This window comes from Pseudoalteromonas sp. APC 3358 (assembly GCF_030408075.1).
Taxonomy (GTDB): Bacteria; Pseudomonadota; Gammaproteobacteria; order Enterobacterales; family Alteromonadaceae; genus Pseudoalteromonas; species Pseudoalteromonas arctica.
Map to the genome: position 1 here is coordinate 38,367 of NZ_JASDCE010000015.1, position 23,415 is coordinate 61,781.

The window sequence follows — 23,415 nt, forward strand, 5'->3', positions numbered from 1 at the left end:
GTCGTCTTAGCTTGATAGCTTATTAAAAAAACAAGTTGAGACGACCTTGAACGCCAATCAATATCGCTGGTTTGAATTTACCCTCATTTTTGTGTTACTACCCTTGTTGGGTTTTGTATTACGCGAGTATTTAGCTAACTGGCTTATTCCTGCGCTTATTATTTTAATGAGCGTGTGTTGTATGTTGCTACTGGGCGATCCGCATTTTAAACGTTTTAGGCTTACAAGCCTTGGGCAATTTTCTGCTGTTAAAAAACGTGTGTTTAGCTTCTTTTTTTTAGGTGCACTGTTCTCAGGTATGTTTTACGGGATTATTCATCAGGGAAACTGGTTTACCCTCCCCCGCAACTCGTTTAATGATTGGCTTTTACTGTTGCTACTCTACCCAATACTGTCGGTTATTCCTCAAGAATTAATATTCAGAACGTATTTTTTTCATCGTTATAAACGCATCATGCCCAAAAAAGCAGTGCGTATTGTAGTTAGTGCGAGTGTATTTGCGTTGGCGCATATTGTGTATGCAAATTGGATTGCAGTAGCCTTAGCATTTTTAGGTGGCTTACTGTTTGCCTATACCTATGCACAAAGCCGCTCAACCGTCGTGTGTGTTATTGAGCATAGTTTATGGGGGATATGGATGTTTACACTCGGGATCGGCAGCTACCTTGATTCAGGCGCATTTAACTAATTTAACAAGCATTAAAAAATCCGATACTAGAAAACTAATATCGGATTTTGAATATTTCTAAAACTACTTAACTAATGGTTAAAATAACGATTCAAACTCACCATTTGGAAATAAAACACCAGGAATACCACGTACTGCAGTAACATCAGCTAGTTTAGTATCACCAAAATATAAACCGCCACTGTAATTACGGCCCTTTTGCTTTACATCTAACCAACGTCCATTTTCGCCTTTCGCTATTAGATTAATGTTGCCACTAACATCACGAATACGTAAATCTAACGCACGGTTTTTTATGCTAACAAATATATCTGTAGAGGTAAGTTCTGATAAGTTTTCAACATCGCCCACGTAAGCAAACTTAAAATCGCTTGCACCACTCAACGGAAAATCTAATTCAAAAGTAAATGCTAAATCGTCATTATCTTCACCAATAAAAGGCGAAGCCTCTACTGCAGTGATATGAAATGCAGTGTCTTGAATGTCACTTACGTAATCACCATTAAAATCAAAAGTAGATAACGTCGTAGACTCTTCACCTAATGAATTAACAAAGCGATTTAAGTTTAGTGATAAGTCACCTTCAAGTTTACCAGCGGCTTTATTGATAATTACATTGGTAGTTACCTGTGTAATACCTGTGTCGGCTTCTGGATTTAATTCACTTTGAGCATCTATACCATCAAACTGAATTAGCAACTCACTTACATCTACACTTAAAACCGTAGCACCATTTGTGATCGTTGCGCTCATTACACCTTCAATTTTATTACCTAATACACCACTTACTCTAAATGTTGGAATTGATAAATCAATTGTTATAGGTAAATCATCATATGTGCCAGTTATAGCCCAAGTATAAGGTGATTGGCTGTAATCAATATCTAAGTCACGAAGTTTATATTGTCCTGATGGTGTAGAGCCATCAGCTAGTGGTGAATAATTTGTAATAACTTCGTTTAAAGCATTAGTAAGTGCATCAAGTGTTCTTTGTGTGTCTTCATCAAACGCACCTTCAAGCTCAGCAAATTTTACGTCTAATTCATCTGAATAGCTTTTTTCTTGAAGTCTTGCAGCACCTATAATATTTCGTGTATCAACAAGTAACTCTCTTGAATCTAAGCTTTGCACTTCTGCTGAGCGAGCCTGCCAATTTGTAAATGTAGTTACACTTGCAATCGTTTGCTTAACTTGACCAGCTACATTTTGCAGTAAAGCATTACCTTGGTCGCTAAATAAGTTATCTGTAACATACTGCGCTGCTAAATCGCTATAATCTTGCCATGCTTGTTGGTCAGTCTCCAAGTTAGTAAATGCATTAAAAGCACTTTCAACACTAAACGAACTATCAGCAACACCAGCTAAAATTGCCGCGTAAGTAAATGCATTAGTAACCATTTCTGCTTCAACACTTGCATTTAAATTGCTGTGCGTTAAATGATAAAAAGGCGTGGCTGATAAACTAGCTTGCGTAGCACTAAAGCCTTCATCTGTAATTGCTTTACTCAATGGCGATAAATAAACCGTATTTACACCCGGTGCACTAAATGCATCTGCTTTGTAATTAAGAGTAACGGCTGTCAATTCTTGGTAGTCTATTAAACGGTTTGCGTTTAAGTCATTTACATCACCACGAACTGTTCTGCCACAACCTGTAAAGCGAGGACAAGGTAGAGCAGTATCACTCGGTATAAACTCAAAACTATTAAAAGTAAGTGGAGTTACACTTACACTCGCAGTATTGATGTTTTCAACTTCAATTGATTCTTGCACCACCCCGTCGCTATCTAAAACATTAAGCGTGCCCTGTGGTGATTGCCAATTAGATACATAAAAACTCACAGAAGAAGATGTAGCAATCTCACTCACTGCAACAGATTCTGAACTGTCACTGTCTGATGAAGAACCACAACCTACCAATGCAATAGCTACCCCTAAGGGTATAATTTGTTTTAACATCTTCATTCCTTAAAACTTAATGTTCACGTACCAATTCACATTAGCATAATAGGCTTTATCTAAATCTAGGCTATCAGTTTGTAAATTAAGACCAAAATACTCGTTTTCTATACCAACTAGAAATGCTTCACTTTTTGTCTCATAGCCTGCCTGTACTTTCCAATGATCCCAAAAGTGTATACGACCTTTTAATTGGCTGAACGTGTCTTTGTCGTAACGTTTTAAAGTTAACTGAGTCGAAAATCGGTCGTTTATTCTGTAATCGGCAAATGCTTGTAGTCGCATTTCCATTTCTAAATCATGAGATACCGTATTTCCAAATGCAGATGTTTTTAATGAAACTGTTGGCTGAGTAATAATATCGCCGTTGTCATCTTCGCTAAATGGGATCTCAGTAGTTTGACCCTTTACAGAGCCGCTGTCTTCGTACTCTGTTTTATAGAGCAAATCTTTTACGCTAAAACCAACTTGAAGCTCATCATTTACTTGCCAATCAGCAAAAATATCTAGGCTATAGCCAAGCCCTTCAGGTTTTTGTGAAGGTGAAAACTTTTTAAATAATATGTCTTTTGAAAAGTTGTAATCGACAGTTACAGCGCCTTCAACTTCATCACTATAAATTTCACCATTTACAGTGGCATCTTGATAGTGCGAGCTGGCAAAAACAGAAAGTTTAGGTGTTATTGTTAATGCATTTTTATCTAAAAATTTAAAATCATAAGATACAAATACACCATTAGACGTTGCTTGTTTAGCATCAAGGTAATATGTATAAAATCTATCTTCAAACTCTAGATCATTTTTTTCGGTATGAGTATATTTGGCTGTATCAGGATCAAAGTTAAGAACATAGTCGTAACGACTTTGTAAACCTACCTTAAAATTACCGTAGCCAACACCTACTTCAAATATATTATAGGTGAATGCACTGTCACCCGATTTTAATGGAGCATCAAAATCATCTACAAAGGCTTGTACTGGTTGTGCTTCTGTATAAATTTCTGCGTCAAAGTGGGTAAAAATTTGAAATTGGTTATCTGCGGAAGCAAGAGGAGAAATAAAAGCTGTTGAAAATCCTAACAAGAGAATTTTTTTTTTCATAATTTAATCGCTTTCTATAAAAAAAGGGAAAAGCGCTGCTTTCCCCTTTTATAGTTTAAATATTACTTAGATGAATCAATTAAATCAACATCAGTGTAATCAACTACGTCACCATCAATGTAAGTAATTGAAAGACCGTTTGTTGTTTTAGCTGCAGTACCAAAAGACATCATCATCTCATTGTACATAGCCATAACGTCACCAGTGTAACCTGCACTTTCATTACCAGTAATAGACAACGTGTAACCCATTGCATTATTTACTGTAATAGTTAAAGCACTTGCTTCTTCCATGTCGCTGTCAAGGTATGTAGTCATTACTTTAAAGTCTACATCACCAGAAACACCCTCTAATGTAATAGAGCCTGAATCTGTTGCATCATCAGCTGTAATACTTAACATACCAGTGAAGCCAGAATCACCATCCATGATTTCAACATGGTTAGCCGTTTCAGTCATTATGATTTCTGCATCATCTACATTGTCAGCAGTTACTGCGCCATCAAAAGTAAATACTAAACATGAATCGATTTGAGTAGCATCAATTGTACCGGCTGCAAAATCAACACAATCTGTAAGTGCTTGTGTTTGTGTAGCAGCAGTAACAAGCTCAACAGATACGTCATTCTCACCTTTTAATGTAGCGCCCCAAGCAACAACAAGCTTGTCGCCTTCATAAGAAGCCGCTGCATTAATCATCTCACCTGTAGTAGCATTGCTAAGCATTAGCGTAAGATCATCTAAGCTGTAAGTATAATCCCAATCTGCATTGCGAGTTGATGTGCCTGTACCTGAGTTATTACCCATTTCAGCTAATTCATCAATTACGTCTGCAAGAATGTCTGCTGCATCAGCAACTGCATCAGCACCAGTGCCTGTAAGCACAGTCATAGTCGATAATGACTCTGATGTAGCTTTAACAGAAGTTAGTACTTCAAGTTTTGCAACTGCAGTTTCAGCAGCAAGCTGTAGATTATAAGCTGTTACAAATTGCTCGCTAGCTAGTTCACCTTGAGCTACAGCAGCTGTTTGCATAGCTGTAAGCGCATCAATCATTGCTTGTGCGCCTTCGCCTTCGCCTTCAAGTTCTAGGTAGGCATTAGCAGCAACAAGTGCTTGCTCAATAGCAATTTCAAGTGCATCAACAGCAGCAGCAAAATCAGACGCAGCAGTAACGGCAGTCATTGCAAGCTCAAGAGCTTCTGTTGCGTTTGCAGCTGTATCTACCATTGCATTTTCTGCGTTAGCAAGTGCGCTAGTAGAAGCCGCTTCAGCTGTGTCTGCTACTGATTTTTTCTCATCAGCAACGTCTGCAGTGTCTTCAGCAACTAGTTTTGCAGCAGCAAGAGCCACATCAAACTCTGTAATCGCTGCTTCAGCTTCTGCTACTAGTGCAGCTAATGCAATGTCGTATGCAACTGTGTCAGTTACAGCAACAGATGCGTCTGTTTGCAACGATGTTGCAGAATCAAGAACTTGTTGGTAATCAGAGCTTTGAGTAACTAACGCTTTTGCTGCAGTTACATAGCCTTGTGATTTAACAAAAATAGAACCCGCTTTAGCTGTTAAACCAGCTGTAGCAGCTTCATTTTTCAGTAATGTAACAGCGCTTACAAATGCAGCTGCGTTATCAGCGGTAAGAGCATCGCCACCCATTGCTTGAACATCTACAAGTGAGCTTTGAGCTGTTTCAATGCTCATTTCTAATGCAGTAAGTGCAGTTTGAGAAGCAGTAACTTCTAATGTTAAAGCAGCTGCTAGAGCTGTATAAAAGTCATCTCCAACTGTACATTCTGCGCCAGTACAACCAATTACTTCTAGTGCTTTTTTAATTTTCACTGCAGCGGCTGCAAGGCTCGCATCAGTTGCTGCACCATTTTTAACAGCTTTATCTTTAGCAGCTTTTGCTTTTTTAGCAACATCAGCTGAGTTAGCAGCAAATGCAACTATCTCACCAGCAGTAGGAGCTGGAATTTTTGCTGCGAAAGCGGCTTCTAATGCAGTTTTAATGTCATCTTCAGTACCAGTAGCAATGGCAACAAAAACATTTGCAGTATTTGTAATAGCTGTTTGTAACATTGTCGCTATTGCTGCAATGCTAGCATCAGCATTACCTTTAAACTGGCCTGATTTAATACCAGCTTTAATGCTGCTCATTACATCACCAATTGAAGGTAAACCTTGAATTGAAGATGAAAGCTGTGCAATTGCTAAAATACCGTCAGTTAGTTCTTCTTCGCCATCAACATCACTTAAATCTACAGCGCCGCCGTTAGATAAATCACCAATAATAGCTGAAAGTAAAAGTGCAGCGTCTTGACCCATTACTTGTACAACAGTATCTAAGCTTGCTTTAGCAATTGCGTCTTCATCTACACTTGAACCTGAGTCAAGAAGAAGAGCCGCCACTAACGATGTTAAGAAAGTAACATTAGCTTTATAAGAACTAGCAACATTAAGATCGCCAGCTGCACCACTTACTCCAGATGTATCTGCTTCAACAGCTGGAACAAATTTAACAACTGAAAGCTCTAGGTCCGTTTTGTACCATTCGCCAAACTCAATCGCAGTATCGCCATCATTTACGTCATCTTCTTCTGGCGCTACATCGTAATCGCCACAACCTACGTAAGCATCACAACGTAAAAAGCTATCATCGCCTTCTGCAGACGTTTTAACAGTAATGTAAACTGGTCCAGTAAAGTCATCATCTAAGTAGATGCTGTAACGGCCGCTTTCATCAGTTAATACTTCAGGGTTAGCAGCAATTTTACTTGCTTCTACTGCAGCATCAGCAGCACTTTGTGATAGTGCTTCTTCAGAAAAAGACTCTGCTTCTGCTGAAGCAGCTGAGCGAAACGCAACAGGAACGCTTTGACCAGATGCATCTAAAGTCATTACAGTTACTACTGCACTTTTCATTGAACCTTTAACTGCTTTACCAGTTACTTCAATGTTGAACTGTGCATCACCTGTTGCAGTAAAAGATTCTACAGGTGTAACAGGAATGTTTCTGTCATTGTCCGAACCACATGCTGTTAAGCCTAATGTAAGTGCAACTGAAGCTGCAATAGGTGTAAATTTGATCGTACGCTTTACCATTTATTTCTCCTTGATAGCCTGGAATGAGTATCAGAAATTAGTTTAGTTGATAGTGGCTTGTGTAAGCTTTTATGTTTAAAAAGCATTAAAAAAGTACACAATCATAACCTTTGTTACCAGAACATTAAAAATACCATTAAGCTATATAGTTATGCTACATATTTATACGTTTTATAGAAGTATTTATCTTTATTCTATGAGCTACTTCTTTATCAGCATCTCTATTATTCAATAACCTATAGACACTCATAAAGAACCAGCACATATTGATACAATATATTCACTTTATTAAATGAATATTACATACAATCTAGTTTGTTAATTATATTCTTCAAGTAAATGCGATGGATGAGAGCTAAAAAAGAGGATAATTCGAAAAATTAATGAAAAAGGATTGTTTATAATGAATGTTAGTAGGTTTTACTTTAGCTAAGCAAACGTTTATAAAACTTGTTTACTTACCTAAAGTAAATGTTTAGTAATTACTGAGGGGCTCTTACAACCCCTTCCATTAATACGCGTGCACTTCGGCTCATACTTGCTTTGGTAACTAGCCAGTTGCCAGCATTATTTTTAGCCTCAGCACCTACTTTTAGCGTGCCCGACGGATGACCAAAGTTAACTTCACTCAATGCGCCGCCACCAGCGGCTATATTTACGAGTGTGCCTTCGATTGCTGCAGCCGTGCCAATAGCTACAGCGGCTGTGCCCATCATGGCATGGTGTAGTTTACCCATCGACATAGCGCGTACTAATAAGTTAATGTTTGTAGCTTCAATAAGCTTTCCGCTAGACGCTTTGTAATCTAAAGGCGATGCAACAAACGCAACTTTAGGCGTATGTTGGCGAGCTTGCGCTTCACTAATGTTAGTGATTAAGCCCATTTTAACAGCGCCATAAGCACGAATGGTTTCAAGCTTTTCAAGCGCTGCAACATCGTTATTTATATCGTCTTGCAGCTCTGTGCCGGTATAACCAATATCAGTGGCGTTAATAAATATGGTAGGAATACCTGCATTTATCATTGTTGCTTTTAAAGTACCAACACCCGGTACTTTTAAATCATCAGCTACATTACCAGTTGGAAATAACGCACCATCGCCATCAGCGGGGTCAATAAATTCAAGTTTTACTTCAGCTGCAGCAAAAGTAACGCCATCGAGCTCAAAGTCGCCGGTTTCTTGAACTTCGCCATTTGTCATGGGGACATGCACTAATATGCTTTTTTTAATATTAGCCTGCCACACACGCACAATAGCAACACCGTTAGTAGGTACTCTGCTTTTATCGACCAAACCATTACTAATGGCAAAAGCACCCACTGCTGACGTTAAGTTGCCGCAGTTACCGCTCCAATCTACAAAAGGTTTATCTATCGCCACTTGACCAAACAAGTAATCAACATCGTGGTCAGTTTGCTCACTTTTACTTAAGATTACGGTTTTACTGGTACTTGATGTAGCACCGCCCATGCCATCCGTTTGCTTAGCATACGGATCGGGGCTGCCAATAACGCGCAGTAATAAATTATCGCGCGCCTCGCCTGCTACTTGAGCAGGCTTTGGCAAGTCAGTTAAATTAAAAAATACACCTTTACTGGTGCCGCCACGCATATAGGTTGCAGGCACTTTAATTTGCGGTTTAAACATAATGCTTGCCCTTATGCAGATTGCGTTGCTTCTAAAAAGTCTTGTGCAAAGCGTTGTAACACACCACCAGCCGCGTAAATAGAAAGCTCTTCTTGGGTATCGATACGGCACTTCATAGGCACAGTGAGTACTTCACCGTCTTTACGAGTAATATTTAAATTAACGGTGGCACCTGGTTTTAAATCACCCGCTACATCGTACGTTTCACTGCCATCCAGCTCTAGAGTTTTACGCGTTGTGCCTGCTTTAAACTCAAGCGGTAAAACACCCATACCAATTAGGTTAGTACGGTGAATACGCTCAAAGCCCTCAGCTGCTATTACTTCAACGCCTGCAAGTCTTACGCCTTTTGCAGCCCAATCGCGCGACGAACCTTGGCCGTAATCGGCACCGGCTACAATAATAAGCGGTTGTTTACGCTCCATATATTCCTCGATTGCTTCCCACATACGAGTATTAGTACCTTGTGGCTCTAAGCGTGCGTAAGAACCTTGTTTAACTGCGCCGTTTTCGTCCAGTACCATTTCATTAAGTAGTTTTGGGTTTGCAAATGTTGCACGCTGCGCTGTTAAATGATCGCCCCGGTGCGTTGCATACGAGTTGTAGTCTTCCTCTGGGACGTTCATTTTGGTTAGGTATTCGCCAGCAGCACTACTTGCCATAATTGCGTTTGATGGCGATAAATGATCCGTTGTAATGTTATCGCCAAGAACTGCAAGCGCACGCATACCGGTCATTGTGCGCTCACCCGCAAGTGCACCTTCCCAATAAGGAGGGCGACGAATGTACGTACTTTCGGGGCGCCAGTCGTAAAGTGGGTCGTTATCTTCACCGTAATCTACGGTTAAATTAAACATCGGCTCGTATACTTTTCTAAACTGCTCTGGCTTAACGCTTTGCTTAATTACTGCATCAATCTCTTCGTCAGACGGCCATAAATCTTTAAGCGTAATATCGTTGCCTTGTTGATCTTGCCCTAGTACCCCTTTTTCAATATCAAAGCGAATAGTACCTGCAATGGCGTACGCAACAACTAAAGGAGGTGACGCTAAAAATGCTTGCTTAGCATAAGGGTGAATTCGTCCATCAAAGTTACGATTGCCCGAAAGCACCGCTGTAGTGTATAAATCGCGATCAATTACTTCTTTTTGAATAACAGGGTCAAGCGCCCCGCTCATACCATTGCAGGTAGTACACGCAAAACCAACAATGCCAAAGCCAAGTTGCTCAAGCTCTGTTAGTAGGTTTGCGTCTTCAAGGTATGATTGCACTGCTTTTGAGCCCGGTGCTAATGAAGTTTTAACCCAAGGTTTACGCGTTAAGCCTTTTGCATTTGCGTTACGGGCAAGTAGTGCTGCGGCAATTACATTGCGTGGATTACTAGTATTAGTACAGCTAGTAATAGCGGCAATAATACATGCGCCGTCTGGCATTAAGCCTTCTTCATTTTCAAAAACGCCCGAAATACCTTCTTTAGCTAAGTCGCTTGTCGATACACGGCGGTGTGGATTAGATGGACCGGCAATATTGCGCCCCACGCTTGATAAATCAAACTTAAGCACACGCTCATATTTTGCGGTTTTTAAGCTATCGCTCCAAAGGCCCGCTGTTTTTGCGTAGTTTTCTACAAGGGCAATTTGTTCTTCTTCACGGCCTGTTAAACGCAAGTAATCTATTGTTTTATCATCAATATAAAACATGGCTGCAGTTGCGCCAAATTCAGGCGTCATGTTCGAAATTGTTGCTCTGTCGCCAAGTGTAAGCGCGTCGGCACCTTCACCGTAAAACTCTAAATAAGTAGAAACAACACGTTGCTCACGTAAAAATTCAGTAATGGCCAACACAATATCGGTAGCGGTAATACCGGGTTGGCGCTTACCTGTTAGCTCAACACCGACAATATCGGGCAAGCGAATATAAGAAGCACGGCCCAGCATTACGCTTTCAGCTTCAAGCCCACCTACGCCCACAGCAATAACGCCCAGCGCATCAACATGTGGCGTGTGGCTGTCGGTACCAACTAAGGTATCTGGGAATGCAATGCCATCTCGGTTTTGAATAACCGGCGACATTTTTTCAAGGTTAATTTGATGCATAATGCCGTTACCCGGTGGAATAACGTCAATATTTTTAAACGCAGTTTTTGTCCAGTTTATAAAGTGAAAACGGTCATCATTTCGTCTATCTTCAATGGCGCGGTTTTTTTCAAATGCATCAGGATCAAAACCGGCATGCTCTACCGCTAACGAATGATCCACTATTAACTGCGTGGGTACCACAGGGTTCACTTTTGCCGGATCGCCGCCTTTGGCTGCAATTGCATCACGCAAACCTGCTAAATCAACAAGCGCTGTTTGCCCTAAAATATCGTGGCACACTACGCGCGCCGGATACCACGGAAAATCTAAATCTTGCTTGCGCTCAATTAGCTGATTAAGTGCATCGGTTAACATAGCAGGGTCGCATCGGCGTACTAGGTTTTCGGCAAAGACACGTGATGAATAAGGTAGCGTTGCGTATGCACCTGGCTTAATTGCATCTACGGCTTCTTGCGTATCGTAGTAGTCGACATTTGAGCCCGGTAGAGGTTTACGGTATTGGGTATTATTAATTATGGTCATGGTAAGGGTTCGCTAATTTGGTGACGGATGTAGTACCAATTTTATGGAGAGTGCAATTGGTATTTTTCAAGAAAGGCTTTAGGTTTGTAGTTGTTTTTATTATATAAAGCATTAAAGCCGTAAAAGGTGAGCCATTGGCTCACCTTAGTTAAAAATAATTAACTTCTTGATTCGATTGGTGTGTAACTACGTGCATCAGGCCCTGTGTAATCGGCACTTGGGCGAATAATACGGTTGTTAGCGCGTTGCTCTTTTACATGTGCAGTCCAACCAGTAACACGGCTCATTACAAATATTGGCGTAAATAACTTAGTCGGAATATCCATAAAATGATAAGCAGATGCATGGAAAAAATCGGCATTACAAAACAGTTTTTTCTCGCGCCACATAATCTCTTCACAACGAACAGACACAGGATAAAGCACCGTATCGCCTACTTCACTAGCTAGTTTTTCAGACCATTTTTTAATAATTACATTGCGTGGATCAGACTCGCGATAAATAGCATGACCAAAGCCCATTATTTTATCTTTACGTTCAAGCATACCCATTACTTCTTGCTCAGCATGCTCAGCACTTGTAAAGCCTTGAATCATATCCATAGCGGCTTCGTTAGCACCACCATGTAATGGACCACGTAGCGTACCAATCGCACCTGTTACACAAGAGTGAATATCAGAAAGCGTTGATGCACACACACGACCCGCAAATGTAGAAGCATTAAACTCGTGCTCTGCGTATAAAATTAGTGATACGTTCATCACTTGTGCGAATAACTCGCTAGGTGCTTTGTCGTGTAACAGCGTTAAAAAATGTGCGCCAACAGAGTCGTCATCTGTTTGTGTTTCAATGCGTACGCCATCGTGTGTAAAGCGGTACCAGTAACAAATAATACTTGGGAACACTGCAATCATACGGTCGATTGCGTCGTTGGCTTGGTTAAAATCAAGCTCCATCTCAAGGTTACCCAACATTGAGCAGCCCGTGCGCATTACATCCATTGGATGCGCGTCTTTAGGAATATTTTCAAGCACAGTTTTAAGTGCATCTGGTAAGCCGCGTAAGCTTTTAAGTTTAGCTTTATACTCAGCCAGTTCGTTTGTTGTAGGTAACTCACCGCGTGAAAGTAAAAAAGACACTTCTTCAAACTGCGCTTTTTCAGCAAGTTCGCTAATATCGTAACCACAATACGTTAAACCAGAACCACTTTGCCCAACAGTACACAATGCTGTTTGACCAGCAACTTGTCCGCGTAAGCCCGCGCCGCCTAATGCTTTATCTACCATGATCTTCTCCTATCTTAAATTTGTGTGTGATTTTATTATTTGTCAGATTTTGATGAAAAAAGGGTGTCGAGTGTGTTCTCGTACGTGTGGTAATCTAAAAAGTCGTAAAGCTCAGAACGCGTTTGCATATTTTCAATTTGGCTTTGTTGCGAACCTTCATTTAAAATTGCTGAATACACGTTTAGTGCTGCTTTGTTCATGGCTCTAAATGCACTTAGTGGGTAAAGCACCATTTCAACGCCTACATCGCTTAACTGCTCTTTAGTGTAAATTGGTGTTTGGCCAAACTCAGTAATGTTTGCCAAAATTGGAACGTTAATCGCTTTTGCAAATGCTTGGTAATCAGCAAGGTCGTGTACGGCTTCTGCAAAAATAGCGTCAGCACCGGCTTCAACACAGGCAGCTGCACGGTCAATAGCAGCATTTAAACCCTCTTTTTGAAATGCATCGGTACGCGCCATAATATAAAAATCGCTATCGGTTTTTGCATCAACCGCCGCTTTGATGCGGTCAACCATTTCACCTTGGCTTACAATTTCTTTATTAGGGCGATGACCACAGCGCTTTTGCGCTACTTGGTCTTCTATATGAAAACCCGCCGCACCGGCTTTAGTCATTTCTTTTACTGTGCGTGCAATGTTAAACGCCCCACCCCAACCGGTATCGGCATCAACAAGTAGTGGTAAATCGCTAGCACCAGTAATACGACGAATATCTTCAAGCACGTTATCAAGGCTTGTCATACCTAAGTCAGGCATACCAAACGAGGCATTTGCAACACCGGCACCTGAGAGGTAAATAGCTTGGTGACCCATTTTTTCAGCCATCATCGCTGTGTAGGCATTAATAGTACCTACCACTTGTAACGGGCGGTTATTGGCAATAGCGTGTTTAAATTTTAATCCTGCTGACATTACTTTCTCCTCACTTTGAACGGTTGCTACGTGGAGTAACTTATAGTTTTAATCTGTAATTATGACTGTTTAACTGCTCTACTTAACTTTTAGCCGTTAATAAATCAAATTTGGTTTGAATATTTGCTTGCGATGCACTGATGTGGCGCTTCATAAGCATTTCGGCCAGTTCGCCATCGTGGTTTTCAATCGCGTTAATAATAGCTAAATGCTCATCAAACGCTTTTGATACACGCGGCCCCACCATGCCCATTTGTACACGGTACATGCGTATTAATTGATAGAGCTCATTACACAGTAAATGAATTAAATGCGCGTTTTTACTGCCTTGAATAATACGGTAATGAAAATCTAAATCGCCGGCTTCTTGATAATAAGATTCGCCCTCTTTAACACGTTGTGTTTGTAGGTGCTGACTAAGTAATTGCTTTAAGCCTTTTACTTCTTCGGGTTCCATATTGTCGGCAGCAAGTCTACATGCCAAGCCTTCAAGCGAACTACGAACTTGATAAACTTCAATCAAACGCTCAGCAGTAAGGGCAACCACTCGGCAACCTACGTTAGCTTTGCGCTCAACAAGGTAGCAACTTTCTAGGCGATTTAACGCCTCTCTAAGCGTTGCACGGCTTACACCATAACGTTTGGCAAGCTCAGGCTCTGATATTTTACTGCCTTGAACTATACTGCCCTCAACAATCTCACGGCGCATATCTACAAATACTTGATCTGATGCGGTAGTTATAGGCGCTTCGTTTAAAAATGTGTGTGTCATAAGTTATTTTTTAGATTGTCGACAATTGATGTGGTTACTATGGGCTTATTAAAAAATCATGTCAACCCTTAAACCTATCAAAATGGCTAAAAAACACGCTCATTGTCGACACTATTAACCTAAAGTCGCATAAAAATGGTTTTACAATGGACTAAAACAGTGAAGTGTCGACAGCGTAATAAATCAGATGTTACGCTTTTTAGCGCTGAAAACACCTCGCATAAATGCTATTATCGCGCTTTATTTTTATAGTATGAGCTAACGCGTGAACGCCAACACTTTTATTCCTGAGCACTTTATTGATGACGTAAAAACCTATTTACCAGCGCATCTAAACTTAGATGACTTTTTAAATGCGTGTCGTAGGCCCCTCAGAAAATCTATCCGCGTTAATACATTAAAAATTAGCATTGAAGAATTTGTAAAACGTGCCACTGAAAAAAATTGGCTGCTAACCCCAATCCCATGGTGCAGTGAAGGCTTTTGGTTAGAGCGCCCAAATGATGAAGAGCAAAACCTAGCCCTTGGTAATACCGACTTACATCTAAGCGGTGCTATGTACGTGCAAGAAGCAAGCTCAATGCTGCCCCCTATCGCATTAAAGCAAAGCATTGAACTCGCAGACTCTCAAAATAATTATGTGCTTGATATAGCATCTGCGCCGGGTTCGAAAACATCGCAACTTGCAGCACTTATGAATAACCAAGGCGTGCTTGTTGCAAATGAGCTTTCGTCATCTCGTTTAAAGGTACTTAGCGCAACACTCAAACGTATGGGCGTTGGTAACTGTGCGCTCTCGCACTTTGATGGCGTTATATTTGGCAACTACATGTTTGAATGCTTTGACAGCGTATTATTGGACGCGCCATGCTCTGGCGAAGGCACAGTACGTAAAGACGCCGATGCACTAAAAAATTGGTCAATAGAATCAAACATACAAATAGCCCAAGTACAAAAAGACTTAATTAAAAGTGCATTTTACGCATTAAAGCCAGGTGGCACCTTAGTGTACTCAACTTGTACACTTACCCCGCTCGAAAACCAACAAGTGTGCGATTATTTACTCAGTGAATTTGGCGACTTTATAGCGCCTGAGTCACTAAGTGATTTATTTGAAGGTGCAAGTAAAGCAACAACAAGTGAAGGCTATTTGCATGTATGGCCGCAAACCTTCGATAGCGAAGGCTTTTTTATCGCTAAATTTAAAAAACACGCAAGTTGCGATAATCCAAATCAAACTGTTAAAAAAGGGGCGTTTCCGTTTAACGAGTTTGATAAAAAACAAAGCGTCGCGTTTATGCAATCGCTTAAAAAACACTTTGGGTTAACTAACCTACCTGGCAACTTAATGCAGCGCGATAAAGAACTGTGGCTATTTCCTGAGGGATTTGAAGCCGTGCAAAGTAAAATTAAGTACGCACGCTTAGGTATTCAAATTGGCATTATCCATAAAAATGGCGTAAGGCTAACCCATGAGTTTGCAACGGTATTTGGCAATGAGTGTAGAACTAATATATATGCGTTAAATAACGAGCAAGCAAATGATTATTTTCAAGGTAAAGATATACGCTTAACTGAGGCAACTCAAACAATAGGTGAAGTAGTTTTAACGCTGTGTGGTTGCCCTATCGGGCTGGGTAAATGGCAAAAAAATAAGATCAAAAACTCACTACCACGCGATCTAGTGCAAAATACGCAGTTAATAAGCTGGGGTTAAACTAAAGTACAAATTACGCATAATTAATCTAATCCTTTGTTATCAAATGTAACTAGGTGGCAAAATTAGTTATGCTTTATTGAGTAGCTTTACTATAGTTTTAAGTACTTTCTTCTTCTCCCTAACGAACCAGAAAGTTTTTAGTTAACGCTAGACTCAATTTAGAGTCATTTTATTGCCCAGAGGTTTTTTATAAACCTCTGGGCAATTTTTTGCGCAGTATAATAACAATTTAGCTTTACCAAAAAACAAGTATTCATAAAGAAGTTATGAGACGCTGCGCTTTTAGAGAAGTGATAAATCAGTTAATTGAATAGATCACTTGGTCTCTGCTCATTTACTCCTCATTCACTTCTCTTTGTGCAATTGGTTTTTCAGATTTAACTTTAACGTGAACCCGCTTCACGATTATAAGTAAGCACAATTCTCTTGTAGAGATACAAGACGTCCTGCTTGCAGGCGTTTAAAAACAACGAGTTTACCGAAAAAATATTCACAAAGAGGTTATGAGTCACTGCGCTTTTAGAGAAGTGATAAATCAATTCGTGAATAGCTTACTTGGTGTCTACTCATTACTCCTCATTCTCTTCTCTTTGAGCAATTGGTTTTTTACATTTTACTTTAACGTAAACAAACTCAGCGCATTCAAAGCCAACCTAGTTACAATGTTTTTTAAACATCCACCTTGTTCTAACGGCTTCAAAGTGGGGGCCAAATTTAAGCGATAGGCATAAAATAGGTAGAGCATCAACTTGCTTAGCCACATCAAAAACTTGATAAAATTTATAACCATATTTAACGGCTAAATTTAGTTCAGCAACATACAATGCTTTATACTTTGGAGATAGTTTCTGCCAGTTCATTAGAGCTATTTGAATAATACCAAGCTGCACATCAAACTTGTACGGCCCAAATTTTTTAGCCTGCTGAATATACTCATATACTCGTTCTGTAGGCCCTTCTTGATAACTAACTACTTGCGCTAGTGCAATCCAAGTTTCTGACCATGTTTGCCTTAACTCTAATGACTTTAATAGATCTTTTTCTGCTTGTTGATAAACCAAAAGCTTATTATTATTTTGCTCGCTAGTTACAGCTAAATTGAGCATTTTCATATAAGCACTTAACTGCCAGTAATGAGATTGAGTTGGTTCTAATTCTACAGCAAGGATAATAGCGTCATTAGCAAGTTTGAGCTCTACAGCCGTAATTGAACCTTCGGGCTGCTTCAAAATATTGAGTGCATTAAAATACCATGTATTTGCACGCATACTTTGTAAGCTTTGATAACCTATAGCTAATGTAATAACTGCAAGTATAGCAATTTGTGTGAGGCGGTTTGTATTTAAATTACTCATTAAACAACGACTCTGTTAAACGCTTAGGATTAGTAAAAAATAAATCATGTGCATCATTTTGACCAATTTGCTCGCTCACTATTTGCTTAGCTTTACTTAAAATAGGCGGCCTACGCTTAACTGAATGAGCATCAGATGCAATATAAGTTACTAAACCCTTTTTTAGCATGTCTATACTAATAATTTTTGCAGTTTCGCCCCATGCACCTTCAATGCTTGAAGCCGTTAATTGAAACTCACATCCTAATTGCTTTAAACGCTCAATATAAAAAGGATTTGCTTGAATATCGCGATTACGCTCAGGGTGAGGAATAATCACCTTTATATTTTGTTTAGCTAGCCAATTTATAAACTTATCGTAACCTTGCGGTACATGCGAGTGCGGGAGTTCTAATAATAAATAATTTACTGAATTAAGTGTACCAATAAACGGGAGTTTATTACTAAGCACTAAACTCATTAGCTCTACATCAAGCCTAACTTCAGCGGCCACAGCTAGTTTAATACCAATATTATTTACTAATGCCTGTGCTTTTAAATTAGCAAGTTCGCTATACAATTGCGAGGCCGAGTTATTAAATCGCCCAATATGTATATGTGGCGTGGCAACCATATGGGTTATTCCATCATTTTGTGCAATATTCAATAGCGCTAAAGAATCACTTAAATCTTTAGCGCCATCATCTATTCCTGGCAAAATATGAGAATGAATATCAATCATAGATTTGCATTTAACTATGCATTAGGTTGTTCAGGTTTTTGCGAGTAATCATAATAGTCGTAATAACCATGGCTATGCTCGTCTTTACTTTTACTCATATCTACTTGGTTAAGCACAATACCTGCAACATGAGCTTTAGATTCAAACAGACGTTCAATACCCGCTTTAATCGGTTTAATTCGTGTAATATCCGACTTAACAACATAAATTACCGAGTCTACACTCTGTGCAATAACTAAAGCGTCACTCACAGCCTGTGTTGGTGGTGTATCTATAATTATATGGTCATACTTAGTTTTTAATATATCGAGTACTTCACTAAAGCGCGTGTTAGATAAAAGCTCTAATGGATTACCTGGGATCTGCCCGCTTGGCATAATAGCAACACCCGACTGCCCATCTACATGAACACACTCACTTAACTGCTCAGTACCTACGATTAAATTACTTAACCCCGGATGAAATACCGGTATATCGAAGCGCTTAGCTATACTTGGTTTGCGCAAATCGGCGTCAATTAGCAATACTTTACCCATTTGAGCAAGCGACATAGCTAAATTAGCTGAGGTTGTAGTTTTACCCTCACCCGGAGCACTTGATGTTACGGCTATTACTTTATGATCGCGCTCTAACTGAGTTAATAACAAACTAGTTCTGAACGTACGTACCGATTCAGCAAAACGCCTATAGTTATCATCCAGATAAGCATGTATCGGAAACACACTATTTTTTGGTGTTTGTACATGCGGTAAAAGCCCAAGCATACGCTGTGCTAACTTACTTTCAACATCACTTTTAGTTTTAACGGTATCGTTAAGCGCGTCAAATATAAAGCTCATGACTACTGCAAAACCAAAACTTGCCACAAAAGCTAAAATAACAATTAATTTTTTATTTGGTTTTGCTGGATTATTCGGTGCGTAGGCCCGGTCAGTAAAGCGTGCAGCTGCCGAGCTAAAATCACTTGTTACTTCGGTTTCTTTTGAGCGAGATAAAAACGTATTAAATATATTACGATTGGTCTCTACTTCACGCTTTAGTTGGTTGTATTGGGTTTCTTTACGAGTTATATCTTGATATTCAGCACGTATTTTAACTAAGTCACGCTCTAGCGCGCTCACGGTGCGTGTTATGCGATTTAGCTCTTTTTCTATACCGGTAATAAGGCCTTTAATTTGTTTATTTAAATTATTTTTTACCGTTGCAAGCTCAGCTTTAGCTGAGATAATTTTAGGGTGTTTAGGCCCATACACTTCGCCTAAGTCACTTAACTTACGCTCAACTAATATAACTTCACGCTTTACGTCCTGTATTACTCTGTGCGATGTAATTTCAGGCATACTACCTAATAACTCCAAGTTATTATTACCATACTCTCTTATTACACGATTAATGCTTTCAAGGTTGTTTTTTTCGTTGCGGGCAACAATTAACTGTTGTGATATTTGCTCAAGCTCTTGCGTGGCGAGCCCTGCTATACCTTCAATATCAACTAGTTTTTGTTGTTCTCGGTATTCTTGTAAACGTACTTCTGAGTCATCAAGCTGAATACGTAATTGCGATAAGCGTGTATTTAACCAGCTAGAAGCTTGCTGTGTAATACCCATTTTTGCGCGCATTTGGCTTTCTATATATACTTCACCAACTGTATTAGCCACAAGTGCCGCTAATTTAGGGTCGCTCGATTCAAAGCTCACTCTTACTAATTGAGTTTTACGAATAGGTGATACCGAAAGGCGCGATTTAAATGCAGCTAGCAAACCTAACATCTCACGCTCAGCTTGCTCTTCAGGCGCGTAAACAGTTACTTCTTTTTTATTTAAAAAAGGGAGTTGCTCTTTTACGGTAGCTTTAAGCTCACCTAAAACAGAGGGCTTAGCTATAAAGTCTGTATGCGCTTTTAAATTAAGTTTAGTAATTACTTCACGAGCAATACTATCAGACTTAATCACCTCAAACTGCGTCAGATAATATTCTTTTTTAGTCGAATCTAAACCATAAATCTCTTCAAAACTAACAGCTTTGGTTTGCTCAGCCTCAATAAGTAAAGTAGCCGTCGCAATGTATTTTGGCACTAAGGTCAAAGCCACCATAATAGTTAACAAAGTAACTACAGTAGCAAACCCTAAAATACGCCATTTAGCGAGTTTAATTACATTAAGGTAAGATCCTAAATCAATAATTTCTTCATTATTACTTAGGTTTTCATTTGTTTGGTTCATTAAATACTGCCCTGTAAACTGCTTAAAACAACCGTTGTTCAATTTTTATGGTATCGCCCGCTGCAATTTGGCTATTTAAACTACCTTTTTGTTGCTGCTGTTTAGTTTGCTCTTTAAATATGTATATTTTATCAATAGAGGCGCGCTCAGTTAAACCACCGGCAAGCGCAATCGCTTGATTAACTGTCATTGCGGGTTGATAAGGATAAGCGCCAGGCTCTTTAACTTCACCATGAATATAAAAAGGTCGGTATTCAATTACCTGCACATATATATTTGGATTTACTAAATAATCAGGTTTTAAACCTTGCGTTATAACTTGTTCAATCTCAGAGGTATTGAGCCCGGCAAGTTTTACTTTACCTAAAAAAGGGTAATTAACCTCACCACTATTACCTAAGAGTGCAGTAACCTCTAAATCAGGTTGGCCAAATACTTTTATTTCTACCTTATCACCAGCACCAATTACATAACTTTGCGCTGTTTGCGCAAAGCTAACACTACTAAATATTAGTAGTGTTAAACTAAAAATAAACTTCATTAGTTAGCCTTTAAAGCAAACGTAAAATTAACACCTACAACGACTCGATCAAACTCAATTGCATTTTGTGTAGAATTTTTATCAATAAAATCGACATAAGTAGAAACCATACCAAACTTGCTCGCAACATAGTTTAATCCCAAGCGTGCACTTTTAGTTTTATCTTTACGACCAACATCGCCAGTGTATTGTTCGTTAGTGTAATTAATACCAGCAAGTGAGCTTAAATAATCGCTCCAGCTATGTGTCCAATTAATCCCATATGTACTTTCTTTAATGTAATCGCCTTGTACTAGCGGATCTTTAGCTGAGCGACTTGTTGTTAATTGCACTGTAGAATAACTAAGTGGCTGCCAGTTAACCCCTGCTTCCCAGCTTAAACCGCTAAAACTTTCACGCTCATTAGCGCTAAAGTCTTTATTTTGATAACCCAATTTAAATGAACCTGAAGTAAGTGCTGTTGCTTCCCACTCCATACCGAGCAGCACTTTTACGTCGTCTGAGTCACGTGATATACCGCTACTTGCTAAAAAATCGTAACGGTAATTTTCTTGCTTAACCTCTAAAAATGTACGTGTAGCAGCTTGAGTGTTGTAATAACCGGTAATACCAATTAACGATTTATCGTAATCACGAAACTGTGACACGACTCTAAAGTTTTGATATTTTTTACTATAAAAACCAGCGTTTAAAGCAACTTGCGCTTTTGAGCTTTGCGCACCATATTCATAGCGTGCTGTAATATTTTGTTGCTGATACTTTACAAGCTCGTTTACTGCGTCACCTAAGCCTTCAGTTAAACCACTACCACGTGGCTCGTATAGCCAGTCGGCTTTGCCATTAAAATCTAAACGATGTTGGCTGGTAAATTCTTTATGTACACCAGCACCAATATTTACTTGAGTAAAATTATCGTCAGAATCTTTATTGTGTAAAGAGCTACTTGTGCCTAAATCAAGGTTGTAACTATCGGGGCCGTCTTCAATAGCTGCCTTTATATTAGGAGTAATAGTCCAAATTGTACGCGACTCTTCATTTTCTGGCGTACTAAAAAAGTTGTTATTATTGCTTATACCCGTTTGTAACGTTGGCGTGATTTCGGCGCCATCTTTAGTTATAAAACTACCTGGTTTTAAATTAGCAGCTGCAGGTGCTGCAACGCCTACACTTAACAAAGCAAATATAGGTGCAAGTGTTTTAGTATGCATTCGCATTCTTAAATCCTTTAAAAATTGTCATAAAAATAATTTTTATATCAAACCATAACGACCAGTGCTTAATATAATGTAAGTCAAATTCTACACGCTTTTCCATTTTGTTTAGCGTGTCGGTTTCGCCGCGCCATCCGTTAATTTGAGCCCAGCCTGTTATACCTGGCTTTGCTTTATGCCTAAACATATAAAACTCTACTTTTTTACGGTATTCCTCATTATGAGCAACCGCATGAGGCCTTGGCCCAACTATCGACATATCGCCTTTTAAAACATTTATAAATTGCGGTAACTCGTCAAGGCTTGTGCGGCGTAAAAAGCCACCTAAAGGTGTAATACGCACATCATTTTTTGTGGCTTGCTTTACCACTGCACTGTTTTCGGTAACACTCATTGAGCGAAACTTCCATACTTTAATTTTACGCCCATCAAGCCCGTACCGGTCTTGCTTAAAAATCACAGGGCCTTTTGAGGTAAATTTAACAGCAAACGCAATTGCAACAAGTACTGGAGAAATCAGCATTAAAATAATAGAGGCTACTATTATATCTTCAGTGCGCTTTATAAATTCACGAGCACCTATAAACGGTGATTCAAACACACTTAGTGTGTCAACATCACCCACATGTTCAATACGTGCATGTATTAAATTAGATATTAAAAAGTCAGGAATTATATGCACATCAACCGTTGTATCGCCTAACTGCAATAAAATATCGGCAATACGTTTATCTGCCTTCATTGGCAATGCAATATACAACACACCTATTTCACCATTGCGAGCTGCATTAACCGCATCTTGAATACATCCTGCTACATCGTGTTTTGTTGAGTTTTCAAAAAGCCGCTCTGGTTCCCGGTCGTCATAAAAACCTAAAAACTTAAAGCCGAGTTCGTCATTTTTTGTAATTTCGTTATATAAATGCACTGCTGACTCAGTAGCCCCCACAATGGCAACATTACGCAAATTTAACCCTAGTTTACGTCTACTTCTTTTAAATAAGTATGCAGCAAGGCGCCAAGCATATAAAAAAGTTACGCTTAACAAAAACCACAAACCCAGACCAATACGCGAAAGCGACTCAGTAAACTTAAATGCAAACGATATAACTAATAAAACAGAAAATGCAGCAAATAAGGAGCCCCAAGCACAAAGCACCATAGTTCTAAATTTACCAGCACGCCAAGAGCGATAAGCCGAGAATATTTCAGCACAGTATAAAAAGCTTAAAGCAACGGTTAAAACCGAGACCATATAAATAGGAGTGAGCTCAAAACTATAGAACAAAGCTGAGCATTGAAAGGCTAAAAACAATGCAAAAATATCGAATAATCGATAAAAATTTGCATCCGACGAGCCATTAGGCTTAAACGTCCTTGAAGATGTCATACTATGTATCCCTATAGATATCTTAAAAGTGAAATAAGCTCCACAAAACTGTGCGGCAAATGTTACAGTATCATACTAAAGTATTCAACATTAAGGATGACTTTATATATAGTAATATTATGCAAAATGTCTTTAAGTAGCGAGGAACTTACACAAAACAAAAC

The 23,415-nt window shown here is 39.4% G+C and carries 16 protein-coding genes; 2 read left to right on the forward strand and 14 right to left on the reverse strand.

Annotated features, from left to right (window positions below; genetic code table 11):
• Positions 1-46: 46 nt before the first annotated feature.
• On the forward strand, positions 47-688 hold the full coding sequence (locus tag QL995_RS18675; RefSeq protein WP_165727361.1) for a CPBP family intramembrane glutamic endopeptidase: 642 nt from the start codon (positions 47-49) through the stop codon (positions 686-688).
• Positions 689-766: 78 nt separating this feature from the next.
• Here QL995_RS18675 and QL995_RS18680 read toward each other — a convergent pair whose 3' ends face one another.
• From QL995_RS18680 to QL995_RS18715, 8 genes are all read right to left on the reverse strand, one after another.
• Entirely contained in the window at positions 767-2,647 is a 1,881-nt protein-coding gene (locus QL995_RS18680) for a hypothetical protein (RefSeq protein ID WP_290294826.1), read from the reverse strand.
• 9 nt (positions 2,648-2,656) lie between these two features.
• Complete coding sequence (locus QL995_RS18685; RefSeq protein WP_024607186.1) at positions 2,657-3,748, reverse strand: hypothetical protein; 1,092 nt, start codon at positions 3,746-3,748, stop codon at positions 2,657-2,659.
• Positions 3,749-3,810: 62 nt separating this feature from the next.
• The gene (locus tag QL995_RS18690; protein ID WP_290294827.1) at positions 3,811-6,849 is read right to left on the reverse strand and encodes a hypothetical protein; all 3,039 of its coding nucleotides are present in this window, start codon (positions 6,847-6,849) and stop codon (positions 3,811-3,813) included.
• A 482-nt stretch (positions 6,850-7,331) separates the two neighbouring features.
• Complete coding sequence (prpF, locus tag QL995_RS18695; protein ID WP_290294828.1) at positions 7,332-8,498, reverse strand: 2-methylaconitate cis-trans isomerase PrpF; 1,167 nt, start codon at positions 8,496-8,498, stop codon at positions 7,332-7,334.
• Positions 8,499-8,509: 11 nt separating this feature from the next.
• Positions 8,510-11,119 (reverse strand): Fe/S-dependent 2-methylisocitrate dehydratase AcnD, encoded by a 2,610-nt coding sequence (gene acnD / locus QL995_RS18700; RefSeq protein WP_290294829.1) that lies wholly within the window; start codon positions 11,117-11,119, stop codon positions 8,510-8,512.
• A 158-nt stretch (positions 11,120-11,277) separates the two neighbouring features.
• Positions 11,278-12,405, reverse strand: a complete 1,128-nt coding sequence (gene prpC, locus QL995_RS18705; protein WP_290294830.1) for a 2-methylcitrate synthase — start codon at positions 12,403-12,405, stop codon at positions 11,278-11,280.
• 35 nt (positions 12,406-12,440) lie between these two features.
• Positions 12,441-13,319: a methylisocitrate lyase gene (gene prpB / locus QL995_RS18710; RefSeq protein WP_002962361.1), complete on the reverse strand. Its 879-nt coding sequence runs from the start codon at positions 13,317-13,319 to the stop codon at positions 12,441-12,443.
• A gap of 82 nt (positions 13,320-13,401) precedes the next feature.
• A complete protein-coding gene (locus QL995_RS18715; protein ID WP_290294831.1) occupies positions 13,402-14,091 on the reverse strand; it encodes a GntR family transcriptional regulator in 690 nt (229 codons plus the stop codon).
• A gap of 265 nt (positions 14,092-14,356) precedes the next feature.
• On the opposite strand from QL995_RS18715, the gene rsmF reads away from it, so the two are divergent.
• On the forward strand, positions 14,357-15,808 hold the full coding sequence (rsmF, locus tag QL995_RS18720; RefSeq protein ID WP_290294832.1) for a 16S rRNA (cytosine(1407)-C(5))-methyltransferase RsmF: 1,452 nt from the start codon (positions 14,357-14,359) through the stop codon (positions 15,806-15,808).
• Positions 15,809-16,464: 656 nt separating this feature from the next.
• On the opposite strand, the gene QL995_RS18725 is transcribed toward rsmF, so the two are convergent.
• From QL995_RS18725 to QL995_RS18750, 6 genes are read right to left on the reverse strand one after another with little or no spacing between them, the layout of a single operon-like run.
• A complete protein-coding gene (locus tag QL995_RS18725; protein ID WP_290294833.1) occupies positions 16,465-17,166 on the reverse strand; it encodes a VpsP family polysaccharide biosynthesis protein in 702 nt (233 codons plus the stop codon).
• Positions 17,159-17,887, reverse strand: coding sequence for a CpsB/CapC family capsule biosynthesis tyrosine phosphatase (locus QL995_RS18730; protein ID WP_290294834.1), 729 nt, complete (start codon positions 17,885-17,887; stop codon positions 17,159-17,161). The genes QL995_RS18725 and QL995_RS18730 overlap by 8 nt, the downstream gene beginning before the upstream one ends.
• A 14-nt stretch (positions 17,888-17,901) precedes the next feature.
• Complete coding sequence (locus tag QL995_RS18735) at positions 17,902-20,109, reverse strand: polysaccharide biosynthesis tyrosine autokinase (RefSeq protein ID WP_290294835.1); 2,208 nt, start codon at positions 20,107-20,109, stop codon at positions 17,902-17,904.
• 22 nt (positions 20,110-20,131) lie between these two features.
• Complete coding sequence (locus QL995_RS18740; RefSeq protein ID WP_290294836.1) at positions 20,132-20,650, reverse strand: polysaccharide biosynthesis/export family protein; 519 nt, start codon at positions 20,648-20,650, stop codon at positions 20,132-20,134.
• Complete coding sequence (locus tag QL995_RS18745; RefSeq protein WP_290294837.1) at positions 20,650-21,864, reverse strand: outer membrane beta-barrel protein; 1,215 nt, start codon at positions 21,862-21,864, stop codon at positions 20,650-20,652. The genes QL995_RS18740 and QL995_RS18745 overlap by 1 nt, the downstream gene beginning before the upstream one ends.
• Positions 21,848-23,251 carry an undecaprenyl-phosphate glucose phosphotransferase gene (locus tag QL995_RS18750; RefSeq protein ID WP_290294838.1) on the reverse strand — a complete coding sequence of 468 codons (1,404 nt, stop codon included), beginning with the start codon at positions 23,249-23,251 and terminating at the stop codon, positions 21,848-21,850. The genes QL995_RS18745 and QL995_RS18750 overlap by 17 nt, the downstream gene beginning before the upstream one ends.
• Between the last annotated feature and the right edge of the window lie 164 nt (positions 23,252-23,415).